This is a genomic window from Mucilaginibacter sp. A3364 (genome assembly GCF_059690715.1).
Window position 1 is genome coordinate 209,152 of sequence record NZ_JCAWED010000002.1, and the last position, 20,332, is coordinate 229,483.

The following is a 20,332-nucleotide window of genomic DNA, read 5'->3' on the forward strand; positions in this document are numbered from 1 at the left end:
GCTAACGCGATTATTTCTTCGCCCGCACCGCGGCAACCTCGGTTACCGAAACCGCGCCTGCCTTGTTACCGAAACTATTGCGAACATAAGTAAGCACATTAGCTATTTGCGCGTTGCTTAAATGGCTGTGCGGCGGCATTACATTGCTGTATTTTTCGCCGTTAACCTCTACGTTTTGCATGCCTTTAAGCAGTATGTTGATCAAACGCGTTTTATCGCCCAGTACAAAAGTGGTTTTAACCAATGGGGCGTTCAGGTTTTGTACGCCGCCACCGTCGGCCATGTGGCAGGTAACGCAGTTTTGTTTGTAAACCAAAGCGCCCGCGTCAAACGATTTCTTAATAGCCGCAGGCACGTTGGCGACCGCTTTTATAGGCTTAATGGTTTTAACAGGCGATGCATTTGCTCCCGTCTTAACAGCGGTATTGCCGCCACTGTAAGTTATTTTGTAAATGGCACCTTTAACATCATCCGTTACGTATAATGAGCCATCAGGCCCCTGCGCCAAGCCACATGGGCGATGATCTGCCCGGCCTGAAGCCGTTTTCTCAGGCGAACCCGAGAAACCATCGGCAAAAACTTCCCAATCGCCGCTTGGTTTACCATCTTTAAACGGCTGAAAAACTACGTAATAACCCGCCTGTGGCTCAGGTCCGCGGTTCCATGAACCGTGGAAGGCTACGAACGCGCCATTTTTATATTTAGCCGGAAACTGGTTGCCGGTGTAAAACAAAATATCATTAGGGGCCATGTGCGCCGGGAAAGCAGCTACAGGGTCAATATACTCCGAGCTACCTTCTTTTTTGCCGTCGCCGCCGTACTCGGGGGCCTGGATCTTTTTCTTCTGGAAACGATCGTAATAGATAAACGGCCAGCCCGCGTTGTCGCCTTTTTTGAGGGCGTACATGCACTCTGCAGGGTTCTCGGCATTTTGCTTGTTATCATACATCGCCGGGAACAGGTTGTCGAGCTGGTCGCGGCCGTGCTGCATTACGTAGAGTTGATTGGTTTGCTTGTTCCAGTCTACCGCTACTACGTTGCGCAGGCCGGTAGCAAAGCGTAAACCATCGGCATAGGTTTGGTTGTGTTTATCGGGTTTAAATTGCCATACACCGCCCGCGGTTTGCAACAGCGGGCAACCCGGCTGACCTAATGAGCCACGCTTCCTGTCCTCCACCTGGCAGGAGTTTGACGGGCATCCTATTGGGATGTACATATTGCCAACGTTATCCATCATGATGGATTTGGTTTCGTGCGTACCTTTATCTACCAGGCCGGTAACAATGGTCTCGGGCGCGAAGGGGCTTATCACCTCCTCATTCGCATCAACCTTATACCTAAAAACAGCCGAGTTTGAGGCCACATACAAAAAGCCTTTATACAACTGCACTCCCGTACCACCATAATCGCCGAAACCACTTTTTACGGTAGCCTTACCATCACTTTCGCGCAGCATTAAGGTACCCTGGTTGTTTACCGTACGGGCCAGGCGCACATAAATATTGCCTTTGGGCGTCACTATCAGGTGGCGGGCCTTGCCTATGCCTTCTATCAGTTTTACCGCTTTAAAACCTTGCGGGGTGGTGAGGCCTGCGTTAGGCAGCTCGTCCTGTGGTTTGTTCAGAGCGCATAAAGTAGAGGCGGCCAGCAACAGCGATGCGGCAAATAACGATTTAACGTAAGGTACTTTCATGGTATTGGATGAGGGCTTATTTAAAGCCATAAATATAGTTTATTTGATATTACCGAAATAAGCCTTCGCGTAAGTATCATTATTCGGATCATTCAACAACTGGATGATGGTTGCCGGGCCCAGGTTTAGCGGCGCATCCCATGAGCGCAGGGCCCATACAATTTTCTTATCAGGCGTTACTTCAATGGCTTGTACGGTTTGTTTCGGGTCGCCGGCTTTAGGGCCGTCCCATTGGTTAAACCAGCTATTTACTAATACATTCCCGTTAGGTAAACGTAACGCAACCTGCGGCGCTATTTTATAATCCGGCAGGGCTTTCAGGTCGTAATCCCAAACTATATTTCCGGCTTTATCTACTTCGCGCACATAGCGGCCGTTACTGGCAATTAATACGTTACCGTTTTTTAGTTCCACACCGCTCCAGGCACCGGGGGCGTCAATACTTCGCAGAATTTTACCATCTACATCATACTCGTTAACCTTACCCAGGTCCATGTGGGCTATCAGCAAGGTACCGGCCTTGGTTAACCGAGCGTGACGTATCTGCCCGTGCGTACCGCTTTTAAAGGGCAGCACAAATTCTTTTTCAACCGTGTTGGTCTTAATATTGGTAACAAATACTTTGGCAGGGTTTCCGTTTTGTACAAACACTACCCTATCCTTACCTATCATCTGGGCGGTGTGAGTTTCAAAACCGCTCGGCGCATCGTAATGCCACAGCACTTTTTTGTCTTTGTCAATCAGCGTAATACCATACTGATGGGCAAATAAAACATTGCCATTAGCCATCAGCACCGCGTCGCTTATCTCGCCACGGCCGGTAGTATCAATATACTGCCAGGTTATTTTTCCATTTTTTACAATGTACATGTTGCGGGCCTTGGCTTCGCCTGCGTAAAAGAAATCATACTTCTTGATGCCTTCGCCGGGCAATACCTCGGGCGATGGTTTATCAACAGTTTGGGCCTTGGCTGTGTAGCCAATAGCAATTGCCGCTACGGCAAGGGCAAAGTGTTTCAGTGTTTTCATTTGGCAGTGGTAGGGTTAGCGGTAAATATTTTGGTTTTACTTTGAGGCTCCTTTACGGTTAGTTTTTTAAAGGTGGTTTTGTCGGCATCGTCCAATACTATGGCCGTCCTGAAATCTACCTTGGCAGCGGTCAATGTCAACCCGTCAAACTTCACATTTCGCGCGTGGCGAATGTAGGCACCCCAGGCAGGCAGCTCGCCAAACATAGAGTACTCGGGGTAGCTGTTTTCCTTTTCGGGGATATCCTTCAAATTAGCGATAGATATTTTAGCATTCGCTTTATCGGCCCCGCCGGGCAGTTTCATGTTAATATTTTTTAGGCTGATGTTATCAATCAATTGCCCCGGCAATCCGGCAATAACTACGGCAGGCATGGCTTTTAGCGGATTCTTTTCTTCGCGGATGCTTACGTTTACATTGCTAATGCGCACATTATTCACCACACCCAGGCGAGCGCCTTTACGTTTACCCGCACGTAAAAATATGCCGTTGCCAATGTTAATACCTTCTATGCCATCAACCTCAATATTATCTATCACCGCGCCGTCAACCGCCTCTAAGGCAATGGCCGAGCGGTAGGTATCAAACACCTTATTATTAATAATGCGGATGTTTTTAAAACCACCCAACGATGCCGTGCCGAATTTAATGCCGCTGGCCTCGGTGGTCATGCTATTGTTTTGGATAAGGATGTTTTGGTTGAGCTTATCCGGTACTAATGATTTGAGGCAAATGCCGTCGTCGCTGCAGTTAAAGTTAGAGTTGGTTACTTTAAAATTGTCGCAGTCTACAATGTCAATGCCGTCGTTGTTCCAAAAGGCGCGGCTTTGCACTGTAATGCTATCCACCACTACATTTTTGCATTGGTTGTAACACTCCGTCCAGCATGAAGAATTTTTAAGGGTGATGTTTTTGATAACCACATCCTCGCAGCCGAACAGGTTGATGAGCATCGGCCGTTTATCCTCATCCGGCCGGCTCACCGACTTGTCGACAATTAATCCCTTTTTTACCAGTTGGCCCACGGCGGCGGCCAGTTCCTTACCCTGCCCGTCAATAGTGCCTTTGCCAATGATGCCTATATTTTGCGCGTTAAGCCCCAGTATAAGGGCCAACGATGTGCTGAAATTGTGATCAAAGGGCGTATCTTGCCGGTCGTAATCTAAAGGATTAACCGACCCTAACAAAACCGCCCCTTCATCCAACTTAATTTTAACGTTTGATTTGAAGTGAATGCACCCGGTTAAATATTTCCCCGCAGGGAAAACCAACACACCACCTCCATTTTTGCTGATATGATCAATACCAAACTGTATGGCACGCGTATTTAAAGTCACGCCATCAGCCTTGATACCGAAAAAATCGGCCATATAATCTTTAGCGGCAGCCGCCAAAGTAGTCATCGTAAAAACCGTCGCAATAACGCAGGTCCTAAAAATTTTGTTCATAAAAAATTGCTACGCTGTAAAGCCCGGCACAAATTGGTTTGCAGGGGCTAAAGTAGGTTCAAAAGCTTGAAATTTAGCTGAGGGTGAGGTATTTATTTACGCAAACGTTTCCATCTAACCGAATACGTCATTGCGAGGTACGAAGCAATCTCTGCGTAGGACATTCCATTATGAGGAGTAATAGGGAAGGCGTACTTCCTGAAAACGCCGGACATTGACTTGCGTGTGAAGAGATTGCTTCGTTCCTCGCAATGACGCGTTTTTTAGTTTACTCGGATTGTAATTCCAGCTCCGCACCCTTCCCCTGCTCCCTCTTCGCCTGCACTTTATCATATTCCTTTACATAATCGGGGTGCTCTGTACCCATCACCCTATCCCAAAAGCGGAAATACAGGCCATAGTTGCCGTTAAACTTGCGGTGGTGTAAGTTATGGTGAACAGATGTATTAGTGAGTTCAAATATCGGCGTTTTGCGCAGCCATTTGGGTGCTATCTCATAACCCAAATGCCCGTAAACATTTATCACAAAACCTATCAGCACAAATAAACCGATGGCTATGGGGTGCATAGGCATAATAATGGCGATGACCACCAGTACCAGTCCTTCTGTCCAGGCTTCAAAAAAATGGAAAGAATATGATGCCCAGGGCGAAGGTGTAACAGATTGATGATGCACCAGATGCGTGTGTTTAAATAGCCTGGGATGATGCAGTGTGCGATGCATCCAGTAAAAATAAGTATCGTGCACTACCAGGCTTAGTGGCACGCTGGCATATAACCACCAGCGTGGGTATTGGTTAACATCAGTATAAAATTGGGTGATGCCTCTTACCGGAGTATAAAATACGATGTAAGCTATTACGGCAAACACAAGCGTAGTTTGCAGCGAATACAATATCTCGCGCACAAAATCCTTACGCGCCGCATCGCGGCCCTGTATTTTTGACGGGCTTAGCCATTTGCTGAACAACACATAACAAAGCAGGAATGCCGCACCTGCTATTATTAAATACCTGGCGGATGTTACGGTGAGTATTTTCAGGAAGTCATTGAGGCTTTGCTGCATATCCAAATATCAGGGATTTGAGTGAGGTTTCAAACTTCTACGTCATTACGAGCGAGGAACGAGCGTAGGAAACCGACCGTAGGGAGCTCATTAATACCATTGAAAAACAAATAACAATATTAATAATCCCCGTGAGATAGGTATCCAAGCAGCCGATTAACAAGCGCTCGGGGATCCCCACGCTACGCTCGGGATGACATGCTGGGTTGGTACGCCACCATTCCTCCTCCCCTTTGGGGAGGTCAGAAGGGGTCACTTTATCCCCTTCGGCAGCACACTCACACTCGTCCAGCCACCATCAACAATCAGGCTTTGGCCGGTAATGTGTTTGGCTTCGTCAGATACTAAAAACAATACCGTATTAGCAATATCGCTCACAAAAGCCGGGCGACCGGTTGGCGTTATCTCCGACCATACTTTTTCGTAATCAGCCTCCTGCATGGTGCGCTCGGTAAGGGTGGCGCCGGGAGCTACGGTGTTTATGTTTATTTTGTGGGATGATAGCTCGATAACCAGGTTTTTGGCCAGCATTTCTATAGCGGCTTTGGTCATGGCATAGGCGGCCAAACTTTTAAGCGCCTGGTGCCCTACTACCGACGACATGAACAGCAATGTCCCGCCTTCGGCCTGTTTTTTCATTTGGTTTGATGCGGCTTGCGCCAGGAAAAAAGTACCGCCCAAATTAAGCTGCAGCACTTTATTAAACGCTTCGGGCGTATAAGTGGCAAAATCGCCGAATAGGGTAATGCCTGCATTGGCAATAACAATATCTATGCGGCCCCAATTGTTAATGGCTACGTTCACCATTTCGTTGATAAAATCCACGTTGGCGGCATCACCTACGCAAGGCAGGCAATAGCCTTTGTCCAGGTCGTTTATGCGGGCGGCGGCTTTTTTAGCCAGTTTGGCGTCGGCATCGTTCAATAAAACAGTAGCACCATGGGCGGCCAGCAGTCGGCATATTTCAAAGCCTATGCCCTGGCCCGCCCCTGTTACTATCGCTATTTTATTGTCGAAATTCATTAGCTAACGCTTATTTATAAGCTATCCTAAATATAGCACCTTTTAAGTCGTCAGACACATATAATGCACCATCGGCACCTTGCGAAAGACCCATAGGGCGATATTTTAACGGACCTGTAGGATGATCAAGATCCTGACCCGTAAAGTTATCAGCAAATAGCTCCCACGGACCAGATGGTTTACCATTAACAAATGGTACAAAGCCTATCATGTAACCTTTTTTTGGCGAACCCGACTGACCATGAAACACCACAAAAACTCCGTTTTTGTAACGTTTAGGGAACAGGTTACCGGTATAAAACAACAGATCATTTGGTGCATAGTGCGCCGGGAAAACTATGGCTGGCTGTGCATATTTAGCATCGCCTACGGCTTTGCCATCGCCACCATACTCGGGTGCCTGTATGTTTTTCTTTTGGAAAGGATCATAGTAAACAAAAGGCCAGCCGGCGTCTAAACCCGCTTTTAATTCGTAAACGGTTTCGGCAGGCATTTCGGCGCTTTGCTTGGCCGTGAATTGCGGGAATTTATCGTGGAAATTACCACGGCCGTGCTGCGTAGCAAATACAGTTTTGGTTACGGGATTTAAGTCGATACCTACCGCGTTTTTAATGCCGCGGGCAAAGTGCTCGCCATCTTTATAAGTTTGGTTAAGCTTATCAGCCTTAAACTTCCAAACACCACCTGCCGAATCCAATATCGGGCAGCCCGGTATACCCGCGCCCGAATCTTTCTGACGGCAGGCGTCAGACCATGAACCGATGGTTACATACAGGTTGTTCTGCGCATCAAAAGCGATGGATTTTGAGTTATCGTGCTGCCTGTCTAGCAAACCCTGTACAATTACTTCGGGGTTGTTGGTGTCGATTACTTCCTGTTTGGCATTCAGCTTATAGCGGAAAACGCCCGTGTTTGATGTAGCGTAAAGGTACTGGCCATGCAGGCGGATATCGGTACCGGCATAATCGCCAAAAACAGTTTTCTTATCCAAACGACCGTCATTATTGGTATCCGCCAGGAAAATAATGCCTTTGGTACGGCGTAACGAATTCATTTTGGTATAAATGCTGCCGTTAGCGGTAACAGCCAGGTGCCTAACCGGGCCCAACGAATCGGCAACAATGGTAGCGGTAAAACCTTGTGGGAGTTTCAGATCGGCTTTAACCGGCCCCGGGCCCATATTGGCTATAAAACCGCTCAGGCCAAGCAGTAAACCTACACTGCTGGCGGCCCATATTAATTTTTTATTCATTTGATTTTTAGAGGGTAAATTTGGTTCAAATAATCAGGGACATTTATAATCGGCCACCAATATACATATTAGGCCTATGCTGTCAAGCCGTATATCCTAATCGTTACGTACAAAACCTATAGTTGTAAAACTCAAACATTTGTTTTACCTTTTGCGTACTAAACAACCAATTACTGCAAAACTAAATTCCTATTCTTTATTATGACCTCTATTTATTCTTCACTTTCTAACCTGAAACTGCTTTCAGAAAACTACGCGTTAAAATTTTTATTTATTGGCTTTTTGGGGATCCATGTACCATTGATTGGGGTGATCATAGCGCTTACTTCGGGCTATAGTTCGGGTACGGCCATATTTTTCACCACGCTGGGCTGCACACTGGTAGCATGCGCGCTAACGCTGTACTTGTTGCATGCTTTGCTGTCGCCGATACGTGAGGCCAACAAAGCGCTGCACAATTACCTGGCAAAAAATGAAGTACCGCAACTACCCCAACAATATACAGACGACGCCGGCCGACTGATGCAACAAATACAACAACTAATAGTGCAGCACGAAGCCACCAAAAAAAGATAAATACGTTGAATTTTTAATTGATATCGTAATTTGGACATACTTTAAAAACCATACTTTACAATCAATTTTCATGAAAAAATTAATTGCATCAATATTACTAAGCATTTATAGTGCAAGTTCGTTTGCAACGTGCATTGTAATATTAAGAATCGGAAATACCATTTATGTTGCAGCCGATAGCAAAAGAATTAAAACATGGTTTGACACAGACGGAAAAACGACAAGTTCGGTTGAAAACGTTGTGAAAATTAAAAATGTTGGACAAACGTATTTTGCAGTCGCAGGTGATCTTGATAGTGAGTTTGCGTATGTAGTGACAAAAGAATTAATCGGTAAATCAAATATATTAGAAGTCGTAAAAGGAACTCAAAATGCAATGAAGAAAAGATATGAAAATTTTATTGCCAAAGTGAGGCCGGTTAGGCCCGATTACATCGAAAGCTATCGAAAAAAAAACCTTGGATCTGTAGTTTTATTTGGGATAAAAAATGGAACTCCCTTCATAACAGATATATTTTTCTACGCTAAGTTCGGTGCCAATAACTTGATAACTGTTACTACTGATTATAAATCATATCCTCAGAATATCAGCAATAATTTTTATGGGGTGTTTGATCATCTAACTAAATCGGTTACTAACAATATAATAAATAAAATAGATTCTAACAAACCGGAAACAGCTCTTTCGGAATTTATAAAGATTGAGATTGCTAATCACCCCGATAAAGTTGGAGGTCCGGTAAATATCCTGAAACTGACACCAGAGGGCCCAACATGGATTTACAAAAACCCTAAAGCTGTACAATATTAAGTAAATGTATGCTAATTACGAGGACGAAGCCGCCAAAGGCAGGTAGTTTTAAGAACATACCGATAACTGACAAAACAGCGCCACCAAAAATTTCAAACACCTGAAAATAAGTGCCGTAGCACCGCTACACCAGGTGTAGCGGTGTAGCGTGCTACGCATACGGCGCTACACTGCGCTCTATTTTGCGTTAAGCCTTTCCAAAATATATGGCGCAATTATTTTACGTGCTGCCGCCGGGTCGGGATGTACGCCGTCCGAAACCTCTTTGAGGTAGGCATCCTTTCCTTTGTCGAGGAGGGCTTTCCAGTGTGGGTAATGGTCTATCAAAAGCAGGCGGCGGGCCTTGGCCACGTCGCGGTACATTTGGTAGTAGGCCAGGTAGTCAGGGCGTTGCTTAAAATGGTCGTCCAGCGGTATGTCCATGGTTTGCAAAATTACCTCACAGTCGGGGTTAGCCAGTTTAATGCGATCGATCATGTAATTCAGATTCAGTTTGGCCACGGCCACGCTGGTTTTATAGTTCAGAAAGCAATCGTTCATCCCAAACTCTATGATCACGGCGTCAGGGTTTTTATTGATGACGCTATCCTGCAGGTGTTCAACTCCCCAGGTACTCCACATGGCGCTTTTAGCGGCGTTTTTAGTGGTAAGCAGGTTGTTATATTTTTTGTTGAGCGCCTTGGTTACCGAGTCTACCCAGGCCTTGCCGCCCACGGCCGCCGTAAGGCTGGTGCCGTAAGTTACCAATGTCTGCGGTTTACCCGCCGCCAAATTCTTAACCAGTTTTGATTGTGCCGATGCCTGTATGGTAAGGGCCGCGGCCAGTATCGAAAGCAATATTTTGAATTTCATGCAGATTAAAAGTATGTATGTACAAATATGCTTAACATATTTTTAAATGACCTATTCAAATCAAAATTTGTAAGTTAGGGGCAGCCAATTTCCCTGCATGAAAAGATCAATATTGCTGCTTGCTTGTCTGTTTACTATTAGCATAAGCCAGGCCCAAAAAACACCCATCAAGGCTGACCTCAGCATTCATAAAAACCTAAGCGACGCTGCCTTGCTGGATTTGGTGCAAAAGCAAACCTTCCGTTACTTTTGGGATATGGCCCACCCCACCAGCGGCATGGCCCGCGAGCGCAGTAACAGCAATGCAAATTTCGGCAATAATGTGGTTACCAGCGGCGGGACGGGGTTCGGTGTGATGGCGACGATAGCCGCGGTAAACCGCAAGTTTATTTCCCGCCGGGAAGCCGCTTCACAAACGCTTAAGATTTTAAATTTCCTGCTGAAAGCCGATAGGTTTCATGGAGCTTTTCCGCATTGGTTAAATGGGGAAACGGGGAAGGTAATTCCCTTCAGCAAGAAGGATAACGGAGGCGATATTGTGGAAACGTCATTCCTGTTCCAGGGACTGTTGGCGGCACAGCAATATTACAATGGCAAAAACGCGGCAGAAACCGAGATCCGTGGCAAAATTAAAACCCTGTGGGATGCCATGGAATGGGACTGGTATACCCAAAACCAAAACGTACTGTACTGGCACTGGAGTCCCGACTATGCCTGGGAGATGAACCTCCCCATCCGCGGCTGGAATGAGTGCCTGATCACTTATGTGATGGCCGCTTCATCACCCACGCACCCCATCAAAAAAGAAGTTTATACCGAGGGCTGGACCAATTCAAAAACGTTCAAAAACGGCAAAACCTATTACGGCAAATTTACCCTGCCGCTGGGGCCTGACTATGGCGGTTCGCTATTCTGGACGCAGTATTCTTTCCTCGGCCTTAACCCGAAAGGATTGAAAGATCAATATGCCGATTACTGGCAGCAGGCGGTTAATCACACGTTGATCAATCGCCAATATTGCATTGAAAATCCGCTTAAGCAAAAAGGCTATGGTGCCAATTGCTGGGGCCTTACCGCAAGTGATAGTTGGCGGGGTTATGCCGGCCACTCGCCTACCGAGGATCTTGGGGTGATCACGCCAACCGCTGCCCTGTCCGCATTTCCGTATACGCCGCAATATAGCATGCAGGCTCTCCGCCATTTTTATGAGGACCTTGGCCCAAACATCTGGGGCGAATATGGCTTTGTGGACGCCTTCAGCGAGCAGCACAACTGGTACGCCAAATCGTACCTGGCTATTGACCAGGGGCCTATTGTGGTGATGATGGAAAACTATCGCAGCGGCTTGCTTTGGAAATTATTTATGAGCAATCCCAACGTAAAATCGGGTCTGAAGCGCCTTGGCTTTACCGCGCCGGGATTAAAGTAATCTGCCTCTGTAAAAAACCTGTAGCAGTTAAGGGCTTACTGTATAAATGATTAACTTGGCTTTGGTATTATAAACCAACCAGGTAAACCAATTTATATATGAAGAAAGCTCTACTCGCTTGCGGCCTTGCGGTTGCAACCCTCCCCGTATTGGCGCAGGTAAAACCTGCCGAAAGCATCCTGCAAAAAACGACCTTCCAAACCGGTAGCCCATGGCGGCCGGAGATTGACGTGCGATCGGACGTGGCCATCGTGTACGGCATTGTTGATCGCCCTAATATGTCATTCGAGCAGCGCGTAAAAACGTGGCGCGATCATGGTTATCATACCGCTTTCATGACCGGTATTGCCTGGGGTTCATACGCCGATTTTTTCACCGGAAAATTTGATGGCAAAAATCATTTAGACCTGGCGCAGGTCGAGCAAAACGGCAAACCCATTATGCACGGCCGTGATGTGCCTTATGTGGTGCCAACTAAGCCCTTCATCGATTTCATGAAAACCGGTGTGGTAAAACGCGTAATAGACGTGGGCATTACCGAAATATTTTTAGAAGAACCCGAGTTTTGGGCCCGCGGCGGTTACAGCGAACCGTTTAAAGAAGAATGGCAAAAGTTTTACGGTTTCCCCTGGAAGGCGCAGCATGAAAGCCCGGAGAATACCTACCTCGCCAATAAATTAAAATACCAGCTTTATTATAATGCGATAAAAGAGGTTTCTGAGTATGCCAAATCGTACGGCAAAAGCAAGGGCGTTGAGGTGAAGGTTTTTATACCAACACACTCATTGGTTAATTATTCATCCTGGCGGATCGTTAGTCCGGAGGCTAGTTTGGCTTCTTTGCCAAGTATTGATGGTTACATTGCCCAAGTATGGACCGGCACTTCGCGCGAGCCTACGTTTTTTAATGGCGAGCGTAAGGAACGGGTATTTGAAAACGCTTTCCTGGAATATGGTTCCATGGTAAGTATGACTGCCCCTACTAAACGTAAACTGTTCTTCCTGACAGATCCGATAGAAGATGCCCGTCGCGACTGGGCCGACTATAAACGCAATTACCAGGCAACCTTCACCGCTAAATTGCTTTACCCTATGGTGGCCGACTACGAGGTGATGCCTTGGCCCGAGCGAATTTACACCGGCAAGTACAAAATGGCCAACAGCGATTCGAGCGTGAACATACCGAAGTATTATTCAACGCAAATGCAGATCATGGTGAACTCGTTGAATAACATCCCGACATCAACCAATAAAGTTACCGGCGTTAACAGCATTGGTGTACTGATGAGTAATTCGCTGATGTTTCAGCGCTTCCCTACGCATAATGGTTTTGAGGATCCGCAGTTCTCTAACTTTTACGGGCAAACCTTGCCTTTGTTGAAACGCGGCATCCCGGTGCAAACCGTGCATATGGAAAACCTGGCTTATCCGGCTACGCTAAAAGATATTAAGGTGTTGGTGGTAAGTTATTCTAACATGAAACCTAACGCGGCCGTTGTACACGAGCAGCTGGCGGCCTGGGTTAAAAAAGGCGGCGTTTTGGTTTATTGCGGAAAGGACGACGACCCATACCAAAGCGTTATGGAATGGTGGAATACCAAAGGCAATAACTTTACCGCGCCATCGGAGCACTTATTTAAACTGCTGGGTATCGCCCCAAATAAAACCGGCAAAGTTAAAGTGGGCGCAGGCGCGGTTTACATCATTAAAGAAAACCCTAAGGAGTTTGCCATGCAGGCCAACAACGACGGCAAGTATTTGGACGCAATTAAACAAGGATATGAAGCCGATGCCAAAGCAGGAAAGCTGCAATACAAAAACAACCTGTACCTGGAGCGCGGTCCTTATGACCTGGTAGCTGTTTTAAATGAGAATGCCGATACCAAACCCTACACCGTAAAAGGCCCGGTGATTGACCTGTTCGATCCGCAATTACCTGTTCTTTCGGAAAAGGTGATTAACCCTGGGGAGCAAGCTTATTTGTACGATGTACAACGCGTCGCCAACAAAGCAAAACCACAGGTGCTGGCCGCGGCGGCAAGGGTTTATAATGAGCAGGTGAAAGGCAGCAGCTATAGTTTTATTGCTAAAAGTCCTATCAACACCATCAACAGTATGCGGGTGTTATTGCCTGCGCAAAACAAAGGGGTTGCTATTACCGATGACAAAGGCCAGGCGGTTACAAATTTCCAATCATCATGGGATGCATCCTCAAAAACTTTGTACCTGGGCTTTGATAATAAACCCGAAGGTGTACATGTAAATATAAACTGGTAACTTAGGCGCCTCAACCAATTTACATTTTATATGAAATACCAATTTAACAAATTACGTTGGCTGGCCATGGGTTGCGCAACCCTGTTTGCCGGTAACGTTTTTGCACAAACCAAAATGCCCGCGTATCCGCTTATTACGCATGATACGTACCTGAGCATTTGGTCGAACACCGATAAGCTGAACGAGTCGCCCACCAAACACTGGACAGGTCGCGAGCATTCGTTACTAGGCATTGTAAAAGTAGACAAAGAGTTTTACCGCTTTATGGGCGCTATGGCTCCGCAGTATAAAGAGCTTCTGCCGGCAGGCGAAGAAAAAACCTACACCTGCGATTACCTGATAGATACCAAACCTGCCGATGGCTGGGAGAAATCAGACTTTAAAGCCGATGGCTGGAAAACAGGCTTAGGCCCCTTTGGCGATAACCGCGCTAAAGCCGGCACCAAGTGGACTACCAAAGATGTTTGGATGCGCCGCAAATTTACCCTGACCGAGAAACCTACCGGCGAAGTATTTATGAAAGTGCAGCATGACGACGACGCGCAGGTTTACCTGAACGGCGAACTGTTAAAACGCATCCCGGGCGCTAACGGCGATTACGAGATGTTCAAACTTAGCGAAGCCGACCTGGCTAAATTTAAAGTGGGCGAAAACGTTTTGGCAGCACATTGCGTGAACACCGGTGGTGGTACCTGGATGGATGTTGGCTTTTCGCAAGCATTACCTGATGCCAGCGTTGACCTGGTTAAAGTTGCCGAGCAAACCAATGTTAAGGTAACAGCTACACAAACTATTTATGATTTTAAAGCCGGCGGCGCTACCTTACAGGTAACGTTTACTTCGCCATTGGTGTTAACCGACCTTGCTTTGTATACCACACCGGTATCTTACATCACCTATAAAGTAAAATCAAACGATGGCCAGCGTCATAATGTGTATGTATACCAGGGCGTAGCCAGCAACCTGGCTGTTAATCAGCCCTGGCAGGAAGTGGCTACCGAAAGCTACACCAAAAACGGCGTTCGTACCTTAAAAGCAGGCACTACCGAGCAAAAAGTTGTTGAGCGTACCGGCGACGGTGTGCGTATTGACTGGGGTTACGCTTATGTAGGCGCACCTGCAGCCAGCGGCGCTAAGCAGTATATTACTTCGGCGGGTACTGCTATTAAATCATTCGTTAATTCGGCGTTTTATGGCCCGGCTGTTAAGGGTAGTAATTTTATGCTGAATACCGTTATCCCGTTCGGCATGGTGGGTAAGGATGCTTTATCAAAATACCTGATGGTTGGTTATGACGAGGTTTATTCTATCCAGTACTTCGGCACTAACTTAAAGCCTTGGTGGCGGAACACTCCGGGCGCTACCATGGATGGCCAACTGGCTAAAGCACAGAAAAACTATGCTGCTGTTATGGCGAAATGCAAGGCTGCCGATACCAAAATTTACCAGGACGCTTACAAAGCCGGTGGCGAAAACTACGCTCAACTTTGCTTAAAAGCTTACCGCCAAAGTATAGCTGCCCACCAGTTGGTTAAAAGCCCTTCGGGCGAAATGTTATACATGTCTAAAGAAAACTTTAGCGGTGGTTTCATCAATACGGTGGATGTAACTTATCCATCAGCCCCACTATTTTTACTATATAACCCGGAGTTATTAAAAGGCATGCTGAACGGTATTTTTTACTACAGCGAAAGCGGAAAATGGAAACACCCGTTTGCGGCGCACGACCTGGGTGGTTATCCACGCGCCAACGGCCAAACTTATGGCGAAGGTATGCCGGTAGAGGAGTGCGGTAACATGATCATCATGACGGCTGCTATTACCAAAGCCACAAAAAGCACCGACTTCGCCAAAAAACATTGGAAAACGTTGACTATTTGGAACAATTACCTGGCGGATGCCGGTTTTGATCCGGGTAACCAATTATGTACGGATGATTTTGCCGGTCACCTGGCGCATAATGCCAACCTATCTGTAAAAGCTATTGTGGCTATTGGCGCCTATGCGCAAATGGCGCAGGCTATGGGCGATACTAAAACCGCGGCCAAATACACCGCCATGGCTAAAGATTACGCGCAAAAATGGATGGCGAAAGACGATGCAGGCGATCATTACGGTCTAGTTTTCGACAGTAAAGATACCTGGAGCCAGAAATACAACATGGTTTGGGATAAGATATTGAAATTGAACCTTTATCCGCAAAGCGTGTACGATACGGAAATGAAGTATTACATGACCAAGCAAAACGAATATGGTTTGCCTTTGGATAGCCGCAAAACCTACACCAAATCCGACTGGATTGTTTGGACCGCCACCATGGCCGACAACAAGAAAGATTTTGATGCTTTGGTAAACCCGGTTTACAAATACAGTAATGAAACCACAACCCGTGTACCACTAAGCGACTGGCACGAAACTACCAACGGCAAGCAGGTGGGTTTCCAGGCCCGTAGTGTAGTGGGTGGCTACTGGATGAAAGTATTACGCACAAAAATGGCCGGTATGTAATACCAGCCATTCTATAAATATCTAAAGCGGAAGCAGGGTAAAACCTCTTCCGCTTTTTTATTGACCGAAACGGGTATACAGCGCTATCTGCGCTACATGATTAAAGGTGTAAGCTTTACCTGCTTGATTGAGGTACTGATTTAGGTAACCGGCCTCAATATCGATACTCTTATTAAGGCGACGACCGATAGCCACATAGGCACGGTTTTGATCAAAAAACTGACCGCTTAATTTGTCTTTATTCTGCACATTGGCAAAGGCCTCATTTTGCAGGGCCAGGAACATGCCGTTGGTAAATGGAGCCTGGTTGTTAAACGGAATGATACCGCGAATAAAATAACGCGCGCGTTGCGAAAAAACATCGGGCTGGGTAGCAGTGCTTCCTAAAAAACGTTGCTCCAAACGGAAACGGTGTTGTATAGTAGCGTTTGTTCCGGCTTTTTGGTTGATGATGAATTGCTCAAAAATGCGGTTCTCATGGCGGGTAATAATATCTCCGGCAGTGTTTTTACTGTTGGCCGATACATAGGCCCAGCCCAGGGTAGCACTTTTATTGCCACCGAAATAATAGTTAACACTTGGGCGAAGTAATACGTTACGCACGTAATCCAGATCTTTGGCGCTACGTACCTGTCCATCGAAGGATACGCCCCAGTTTTTTGATAAACGTTGGGTGTGGAACCAGGCAAACCAGCCGGAAGATTCGTTGGTTTGGGCACTGGCAATGCCAATAACGGCCATTTGGAGCACAAAAAGGCTCAATAAAAATTTCAATCTCATAGGTGTGTGGTCTATTAGTATTTGCTGCAAGTATACCAATAAGCGCTAAAAGATTAAAACCGTGCTGCTGCTATCGTTTTGAAAACCTGTCAAAAGCTACCAGGCTTTTATCATTGCTTTTCAGCACTTTTACCACGTACACCCCTGGCAGCAGATCGGCCACCTGGAACTGCCAGTTTACCTGCGCCGTAGTAACCTGCCGCACTACCAGGCCCGACATATTGGTAACGCTGATATCATAACGCTCAGCCTTTTCGGTTTTTACGGCAACGTTTACAATATCACTTGCCGGATTGGGATAAACGTTTGATTTTTTTTGTGTGAAAGCATTGATCAGGGCATCTTGCTGTCGCGAATAATGTACCTGTACCGGTTTACAAAAGCTGATGGTATGCGTAACATCTTCCTGTTTTAAACGATATAAGTTTATGCCCATCACCGGGTCCGTATCTGTGAAGCTATAAGCGCCTGATCCGTTCGCGGGCAAACTATCTATTACCGCATAATTTTTTCCGTTATCAACGCTGCGTTCAACAGCAAATTGGGTATAGTTTTGTTCATTCTCAACCTTCCAGTTAACCCTAACACCCCTAACACCGCTTATGCGCAACGCATCGCTTTCCTGTTTAGCCCAAAAGCCCAGCAACCGGTAATCACGCCCCGGATTTTTGCGTATTACCAGTTTAAAGCGTTTTGAACCGAAGGTGTTAGTATCCGTTTTTAATACATTAAAAGTATAGGTATTGTTATGGCGTATGTCCAACGAGTCGTTTCTGAATTTATCCACAAGCCAAACATCAAATACAGGAGGCATATCAACCATTTCTGTCATGATCAGTTTAAAAATACCGCTTGATTTGGTGGAAATATTTAGCGCAATAACGGCAGTAGTTTTGGGGAATGGGAGCATATTGAGCGTTAGCGCTTTGTTGTCGCTTGACAGACTTGCCAAACTTACCTGGCCATTTCCCGAGAGGTAGCCAATATCATTATTCCGTTCGTAAGCCTGGCTGGTTTTATCTCTGAAAAAAATAACGGTTTCGTCGCGATTGATCGCGTCCTGTGCCAGTTGCAGCTTAATGTAGTTCTGTATATCACCCGCCTTCGCATAATCTGCACCTACTAATAATGTAAGCGCAAAAATTAATACCTGTATCCTACTCATAGTTATAAGCTATTGGTAAATGCTTATACTCCAAACAGGAATAAAATGTTTCACTTTGTATGTACAAATAAATTCGCAAAACTTTTAGCGCACAAAAACGTCATACTAGCATGAAATACCTAGCATTAATTAGTGTGCTTTGCCTGGGAATGGCTGCATGCTCCTCTCCAGACAGTAAAAAAGATAGTGTAGATACATTGGCTATTACAGATACATCGGTTGCGCCAAAAACAGACGAAGGCAAAGCCAAAGCATTATGCTTTTTGCTGACAGAAGGCCAAAAGAAACAGGATACCACCAGTATTGAACTGGTTATGGAAGGCGATAGCGTTACCGGTATTATGAATTGGATGCCTTATGAGAAAGATGCCCGCAAAGGCAAGGTAAAAGGCATTAAGACCGGCAACAATATCAATGCTACCTGGAGTTTTATGCAGGAAGGTATGACCGATACTATTGGCCTGCAGTTTAAACTGGCCAATGATCAGCTATCGCAAAAACCTTTAAAATTTAATGCTAAAACCGGCAGGCAGGAGACCGACGCGAGCGCGGATTATACGCTGGTTTACCAATCGCACAATAAGGTTTATAAATAGGATATCATGGCTGGGGATCGTTTTTGTCCTTGTTTTTGCTAAGTGCAATACCGCGTAAGGCGATACCGAACACAACGCCCAAAGCAAGGCCCATGGCAATATTATGTGTAGCTACGCCAATGGCTACTCCAGCGCCAATTCCTACTGCTATAAATCCGTTTGGGTTTTTCATAAACTTTAGAATGTAAAACAACTGCGTTGTTACAAAGCGCAGCGGATATTAATAAAATGTTAATTACAGCCCACAGTGTTTAAAACTAATGGCTACTAATATAGCTGTTTAAAGCACCGAAACGCTATATTTGAGTACTTTACTATCGAACTAAACCAATTGTTCTTTATGATAAGTTAATGAGTCAGTTAATACAAAAGAGAGAGCTTACCGGCCCTCTCTTTTGCTTTTATAGCCATTGCAAAAAACTTATCAAAAGTAAACATCCTGCGGGCTGCGGTGTTATTATATAAAACACTCAGAAATTATGATAGAGCCTCAAGACACCCTACCTGCCGAAAAAGACGGGAAATATAAATTCTCTCTTCATTATTCAGGACGCGACGTATCCTGCCAGGTAGAAAAAGAACAACAAACACTACATGTTATTATTGACGATAACCTGAATGCCGAACTCAAACTAAACGCCGACGGCACGCTAACCCAAACCGAAGGCGCGCCGATACCCGATTCGTGCATTGATTATATTAAGAAACAGATTTTCGGGCACACGGCGTAGCCGTGAAAATATCGAACATCGAATGTTGAATGTCGAATAATGAATGAATTTTTACTTCGAAATTCGATATTCATTATTCGATGTTCATTATTCAATAACCTACCCCAGCACTTCCTCCAGCACCTCGTGCGATTTGATGCTGCCAAAACCTTCAATATGAAGGGCATAGTACTCCAATAGCTTAGCTATGAGATAGCGGCGCTCATCATTACTAAATTTTATATTGACCAGGTTTTCAAAACTGGTTTGCAGCAACCTGCTAAAGTTTTGGGTATGCGGCGGCGAAAGGTACAGCACGCCATTAGGCTTATATTTTACAAAACTGCCATCTTTCATGTCAAAATAGTCGGCTTCGTTGGCCTGGTACCTATCGGGATAAAAACCGAGATATCGCGTTAGCTGAACCAAGAACAACAGGTGAAAATTAGCTATACCCTCTACCTGGTGATCAAGCCATTCTACGGTACTAAACACAAAGTCGAATAAATTTTCGTCGGCAGTTTGTTGTTTGATGGCTTTGTACAGCACTTCGTTTAAAAATAACACAATGCTGCTTTTTACCACATCATAGGGGATACTTTGCAGGATGGGAACGTTCTTTAGTTCTGATATACGTTGCACGCCCCCCGCAGCTTTATGGTAAACCACCATATCCAGCAAATGCAGTGGCTGCAGCATGTTTCGGCTTATTTTGGCCTTAGGCTTTTTTACACCATTGATGATGTAGGATTGCAGGCCGAATTTTTCGGTAAACACCTGTACTATTACGCTGCTATCGCCATAGTCGGTAGTTTTCAATACAATGCCCCGGGTTTTGTGCAGCATGACAGGGGTACATTAGCCGGCTCTACGCCCGCTTAACAGTGTTTTTATAGTAACTACTATGCCGGCTACCATTAATCCAACGGCACAGCCTTGTATCAGATCGCGCGAGCCGGAGTTGTACAATACCGGGTACACCATTGATGCCGAGTACAATATCACGCCCAGCAAAACCAGCATTATGGAGCGCCTCACTTTAATTTTCATCGCGACAATATAACTTTTTTCGCCTTTAATTCCGTATTTTTGCAACCTCTAAAATTTGAGGGGTAATA

The 20,332-nt window shown here is 45.7% G+C and carries 19 protein-coding genes; 7 read left to right on the top strand and 12 right to left on the bottom strand.

The genetic code is table 11. From position 1 onward, the window contains the following. Nucleotides 1–10: 10 nt before the first annotated feature. From AC59JT_RS13520 to AC59JT_RS13545, 6 genes are all read right to left on the bottom strand, one after another. Nucleotides 11–1,693, bottom strand: coding sequence for a PQQ-dependent sugar dehydrogenase (locus AC59JT_RS13520; protein WP_497399751.1), 1,683 nt, complete (start codon nt 1,691–1,693; stop codon nt 11–13). 39 nt (nt 1,694–1,732) lie between these two features. Further along, complete coding sequence (locus AC59JT_RS13525; protein WP_497399753.1) at nt 1,733–2,722, bottom strand: hypothetical protein; 990 nt, start codon at nt 2,720–2,722, stop codon at nt 1,733–1,735. Then, nucleotides 2,719–4,125, bottom strand: coding sequence for a glycoside hydrolase family 28 protein (locus AC59JT_RS13530; protein ID WP_497399755.1), 1,407 nt, complete (start codon nt 4,123–4,125; stop codon nt 2,719–2,721). Before AC59JT_RS13530 ends, AC59JT_RS13525 begins: the two co-directional genes overlap by 4 nt. 313 nt (nt 4,126–4,438) lie before the next feature. Further along, the gene (locus AC59JT_RS13535) at nt 4,439–5,236 is read right to left on the bottom strand and encodes a sterol desaturase family protein (RefSeq protein ID WP_497399757.1); all 798 of its coding nucleotides are present in this window, start codon (nt 5,234–5,236) and stop codon (nt 4,439–4,441) included. Between the two features lie 252 nt (nt 5,237–5,488). Continuing rightward, a complete protein-coding gene (locus AC59JT_RS13540) occupies nt 5,489–6,259 on the bottom strand; it encodes an SDR family NAD(P)-dependent oxidoreductase (protein WP_497399759.1) in 771 nt (256 codons plus the stop codon). Nucleotides 6,260–6,269: 10 nt separating this feature from the next. Next, nucleotides 6,270–7,511 carry a PQQ-dependent sugar dehydrogenase gene (locus AC59JT_RS13545; protein ID WP_497399761.1) on the bottom strand — a complete coding sequence of 414 codons (1,242 nt, stop codon included), beginning with the start codon at nt 7,509–7,511 and terminating at the stop codon, nt 6,270–6,272. A gap of 201 nt (nt 7,512–7,712) precedes the next feature. Between AC59JT_RS13545 and AC59JT_RS13550 the strand changes: the two genes are divergently transcribed. Then, nucleotides 7,713–8,087: a hypothetical protein gene (locus AC59JT_RS13550; protein WP_497399763.1), complete on the top strand. Its 375-nt coding sequence runs from the start codon at nt 7,713–7,715 to the stop codon at nt 8,085–8,087. Nucleotides 8,088–8,157: 70 nt separating this feature from the next. Then, nucleotides 8,158–8,898 carry a hypothetical protein gene (locus AC59JT_RS13555; protein ID WP_497399765.1) on the top strand — a complete coding sequence of 247 codons (741 nt, stop codon included), beginning with the start codon at nt 8,158–8,160 and terminating at the stop codon, nt 8,896–8,898. A gap of 177 nt (nt 8,899–9,075) precedes the next feature. Here the strand turns inward: AC59JT_RS13555 and AC59JT_RS13560 are convergent, their stop codons facing one another. Beyond that, nucleotides 9,076–9,750, bottom strand: a complete 675-nt coding sequence (locus tag AC59JT_RS13560; RefSeq protein WP_497399767.1) for an SGNH/GDSL hydrolase family protein — start codon at nt 9,748–9,750, stop codon at nt 9,076–9,078. Between the two features lie 97 nt (nt 9,751–9,847). On the opposite strand from AC59JT_RS13560, the gene AC59JT_RS13565 reads away from it, so the two are divergent. The 3 genes from AC59JT_RS13565 (at nt 9,848) to AC59JT_RS13575 (ending at nt 15,963) form a co-directional block, all read left to right on the top strand. Next, on the top strand, nt 9,848–11,179 hold the full coding sequence (locus AC59JT_RS13565; RefSeq protein WP_497399769.1) for a glucoamylase family protein: 1,332 nt from the start codon (nt 9,848–9,850) through the stop codon (nt 11,177–11,179). Between the two features lie 98 nt (nt 11,180–11,277). After that, entirely contained in the window at nt 11,278–13,455 is a 2,178-nt protein-coding gene (locus AC59JT_RS13570) for a hypothetical protein (RefSeq protein ID WP_497399771.1), read from the top strand. Between the two features lie 30 nt (nt 13,456–13,485). Then, on the top strand, nt 13,486–15,963 hold the full coding sequence (locus AC59JT_RS13575) for a glutaminase family protein (protein WP_497399773.1): 2,478 nt from the start codon (nt 13,486–13,488) through the stop codon (nt 15,961–15,963). 57 nt (nt 15,964–16,020) lie between these two features. Here the strand turns inward: AC59JT_RS13575 and AC59JT_RS13580 are convergent, their stop codons facing one another. After that, a complete protein-coding gene (locus tag AC59JT_RS13580; RefSeq protein ID WP_497399775.1) occupies nt 16,021–16,743 on the bottom strand; it encodes a DUF2490 domain-containing protein in 723 nt (240 codons plus the stop codon). A 70-nt stretch (nt 16,744–16,813) separates the two neighbouring features. After that, nucleotides 16,814–17,908 (bottom strand): T9SS type A sorting domain-containing protein, encoded by a 1,095-nt coding sequence (locus tag AC59JT_RS13585; protein ID WP_497399777.1) that lies wholly within the window; start codon nt 17,906–17,908, stop codon nt 16,814–16,816. A 110-nt stretch (nt 17,909–18,018) separates the two neighbouring features. Between AC59JT_RS13585 and AC59JT_RS13590 the strand changes: the two genes are divergently transcribed. Then, nucleotides 18,019–18,504, top strand: coding sequence for a hypothetical protein (locus AC59JT_RS13590; RefSeq protein WP_497399779.1), 486 nt, complete (start codon nt 18,019–18,021; stop codon nt 18,502–18,504). Nucleotides 18,505–18,508: 4 nt separating this feature from the next. Here AC59JT_RS13590 and AC59JT_RS13595 read toward each other — a convergent pair whose 3' ends face one another. Then, on the bottom strand, nt 18,509–18,676 hold the full coding sequence (locus tag AC59JT_RS13595; protein WP_497399781.1) for a glycine zipper domain-containing protein: 168 nt from the start codon (nt 18,674–18,676) through the stop codon (nt 18,509–18,511). A gap of 307 nt (nt 18,677–18,983) precedes the next feature. Here AC59JT_RS13595 and AC59JT_RS13600 point away from each other — a divergent pair, with 307 nt between their 5' ends. Further along, nucleotides 18,984–19,235 carry a hypothetical protein gene (locus AC59JT_RS13600; RefSeq protein ID WP_497399782.1) on the top strand — a complete coding sequence of 84 codons (252 nt, stop codon included), beginning with the start codon at nt 18,984–18,986 and terminating at the stop codon, nt 19,233–19,235. A gap of 99 nt (nt 19,236–19,334) precedes the next feature. On the opposite strand, the gene recO is transcribed toward AC59JT_RS13600, so the two are convergent. Further along, nucleotides 19,335–20,060: a DNA repair protein RecO gene (gene recO / locus AC59JT_RS13605; RefSeq protein ID WP_497399784.1), complete on the bottom strand. Its 726-nt coding sequence runs from the start codon at nt 20,058–20,060 to the stop codon at nt 19,335–19,337. 12 nt (nt 20,061–20,072) lie between these two features. Continuing rightward, complete coding sequence (locus tag AC59JT_RS13610; protein ID WP_497399786.1) at nt 20,073–20,264, bottom strand: hypothetical protein; 192 nt, start codon at nt 20,262–20,264, stop codon at nt 20,073–20,075. Nucleotides 20,265–20,332: the final 68 nt, after the last annotated feature.

Coding starts and splice junctions, on each gene's coding strand:
- AC59JT_RS13590 (WP_497399779.1), top strand. CDS start 18,019: ATGAAATACCTAGCATTAATTAGTGTGCTTTGCCTGGGAATGGCTGCA.
- AC59JT_RS13610 (WP_497399786.1), bottom strand. CDS start 20,264: ATGAAAATTAAAGTGAGGCGCTCCATAATGCTGGTTTTGCTGGGCGTG.
- AC59JT_RS13550 (WP_497399763.1), top strand. CDS start 7,713: ATGACCTCTATTTATTCTTCACTTTCTAACCTGAAACTGCTTTCAGAA.
- AC59JT_RS13520 (WP_497399751.1), bottom strand. CDS start 1,693: ATGAAAGTACCTTACGTTAAATCGTTATTTGCCGCATCGCTGTTGCTG.
- AC59JT_RS13555 (WP_497399765.1), top strand. CDS start 8,158: ATGAAAAAATTAATTGCATCAATATTACTAAGCATTTATAGTGCAAGT.
- AC59JT_RS13530 (WP_497399755.1), bottom strand. CDS start 4,125: ATGACTACTTTGGCGGCTGCCGCTAAAGATTATATGGCCGATTTTTTC.
- AC59JT_RS13540 (WP_497399759.1), bottom strand. CDS start 6,259: ATGAATTTCGACAATAAAATAGCGATAGTAACAGGGGCGGGCCAGGGC.
- AC59JT_RS13570 (WP_497399771.1), top strand. CDS start 11,278: ATGAAGAAAGCTCTACTCGCTTGCGGCCTTGCGGTTGCAACCCTCCCC.
- AC59JT_RS13545 (WP_497399761.1), bottom strand. CDS start 7,511: ATGAATAAAAAATTAATATGGGCCGCCAGCAGTGTAGGTTTACTGCTT.
- AC59JT_RS13595 (WP_497399781.1), bottom strand. CDS start 18,676: ATGAAAAACCCAAACGGATTTATAGCAGTAGGAATTGGCGCTGGAGTA.
- AC59JT_RS13535 (WP_497399757.1), bottom strand. CDS start 5,236: ATGCAGCAAAGCCTCAATGACTTCCTGAAAATACTCACCGTAACATCC.
- AC59JT_RS13580 (WP_497399775.1), bottom strand. CDS start 16,743: ATGAGATTGAAATTTTTATTGAGCCTTTTTGTGCTCCAAATGGCCGTT.
- AC59JT_RS13585 (WP_497399777.1), bottom strand. CDS start 17,908: ATGAGTAGGATACAGGTATTAATTTTTGCGCTTACATTATTAGTAGGT.
- AC59JT_RS13575 (WP_497399773.1), top strand. CDS start 13,486: ATGAAATACCAATTTAACAAATTACGTTGGCTGGCCATGGGTTGCGCA.
- AC59JT_RS13565 (WP_497399769.1), top strand. CDS start 9,848: ATGAAAAGATCAATATTGCTGCTTGCTTGTCTGTTTACTATTAGCATA.
- AC59JT_RS13525 (WP_497399753.1), bottom strand. CDS start 2,722: ATGAAAACACTGAAACACTTTGCCCTTGCCGTAGCGGCAATTGCTATT.
- AC59JT_RS13560 (WP_497399767.1), bottom strand. CDS start 9,750: ATGAAATTCAAAATATTGCTTTCGATACTGGCCGCGGCCCTTACCATA.
- recO (WP_497399784.1), bottom strand. CDS start 20,060: ATGCTGCACAAAACCCGGGGCATTGTATTGAAAACTACCGACTATGGC.
- AC59JT_RS13600 (WP_497399782.1), top strand. CDS start 18,984: ATGATAGAGCCTCAAGACACCCTACCTGCCGAAAAAGACGGGAAATAT.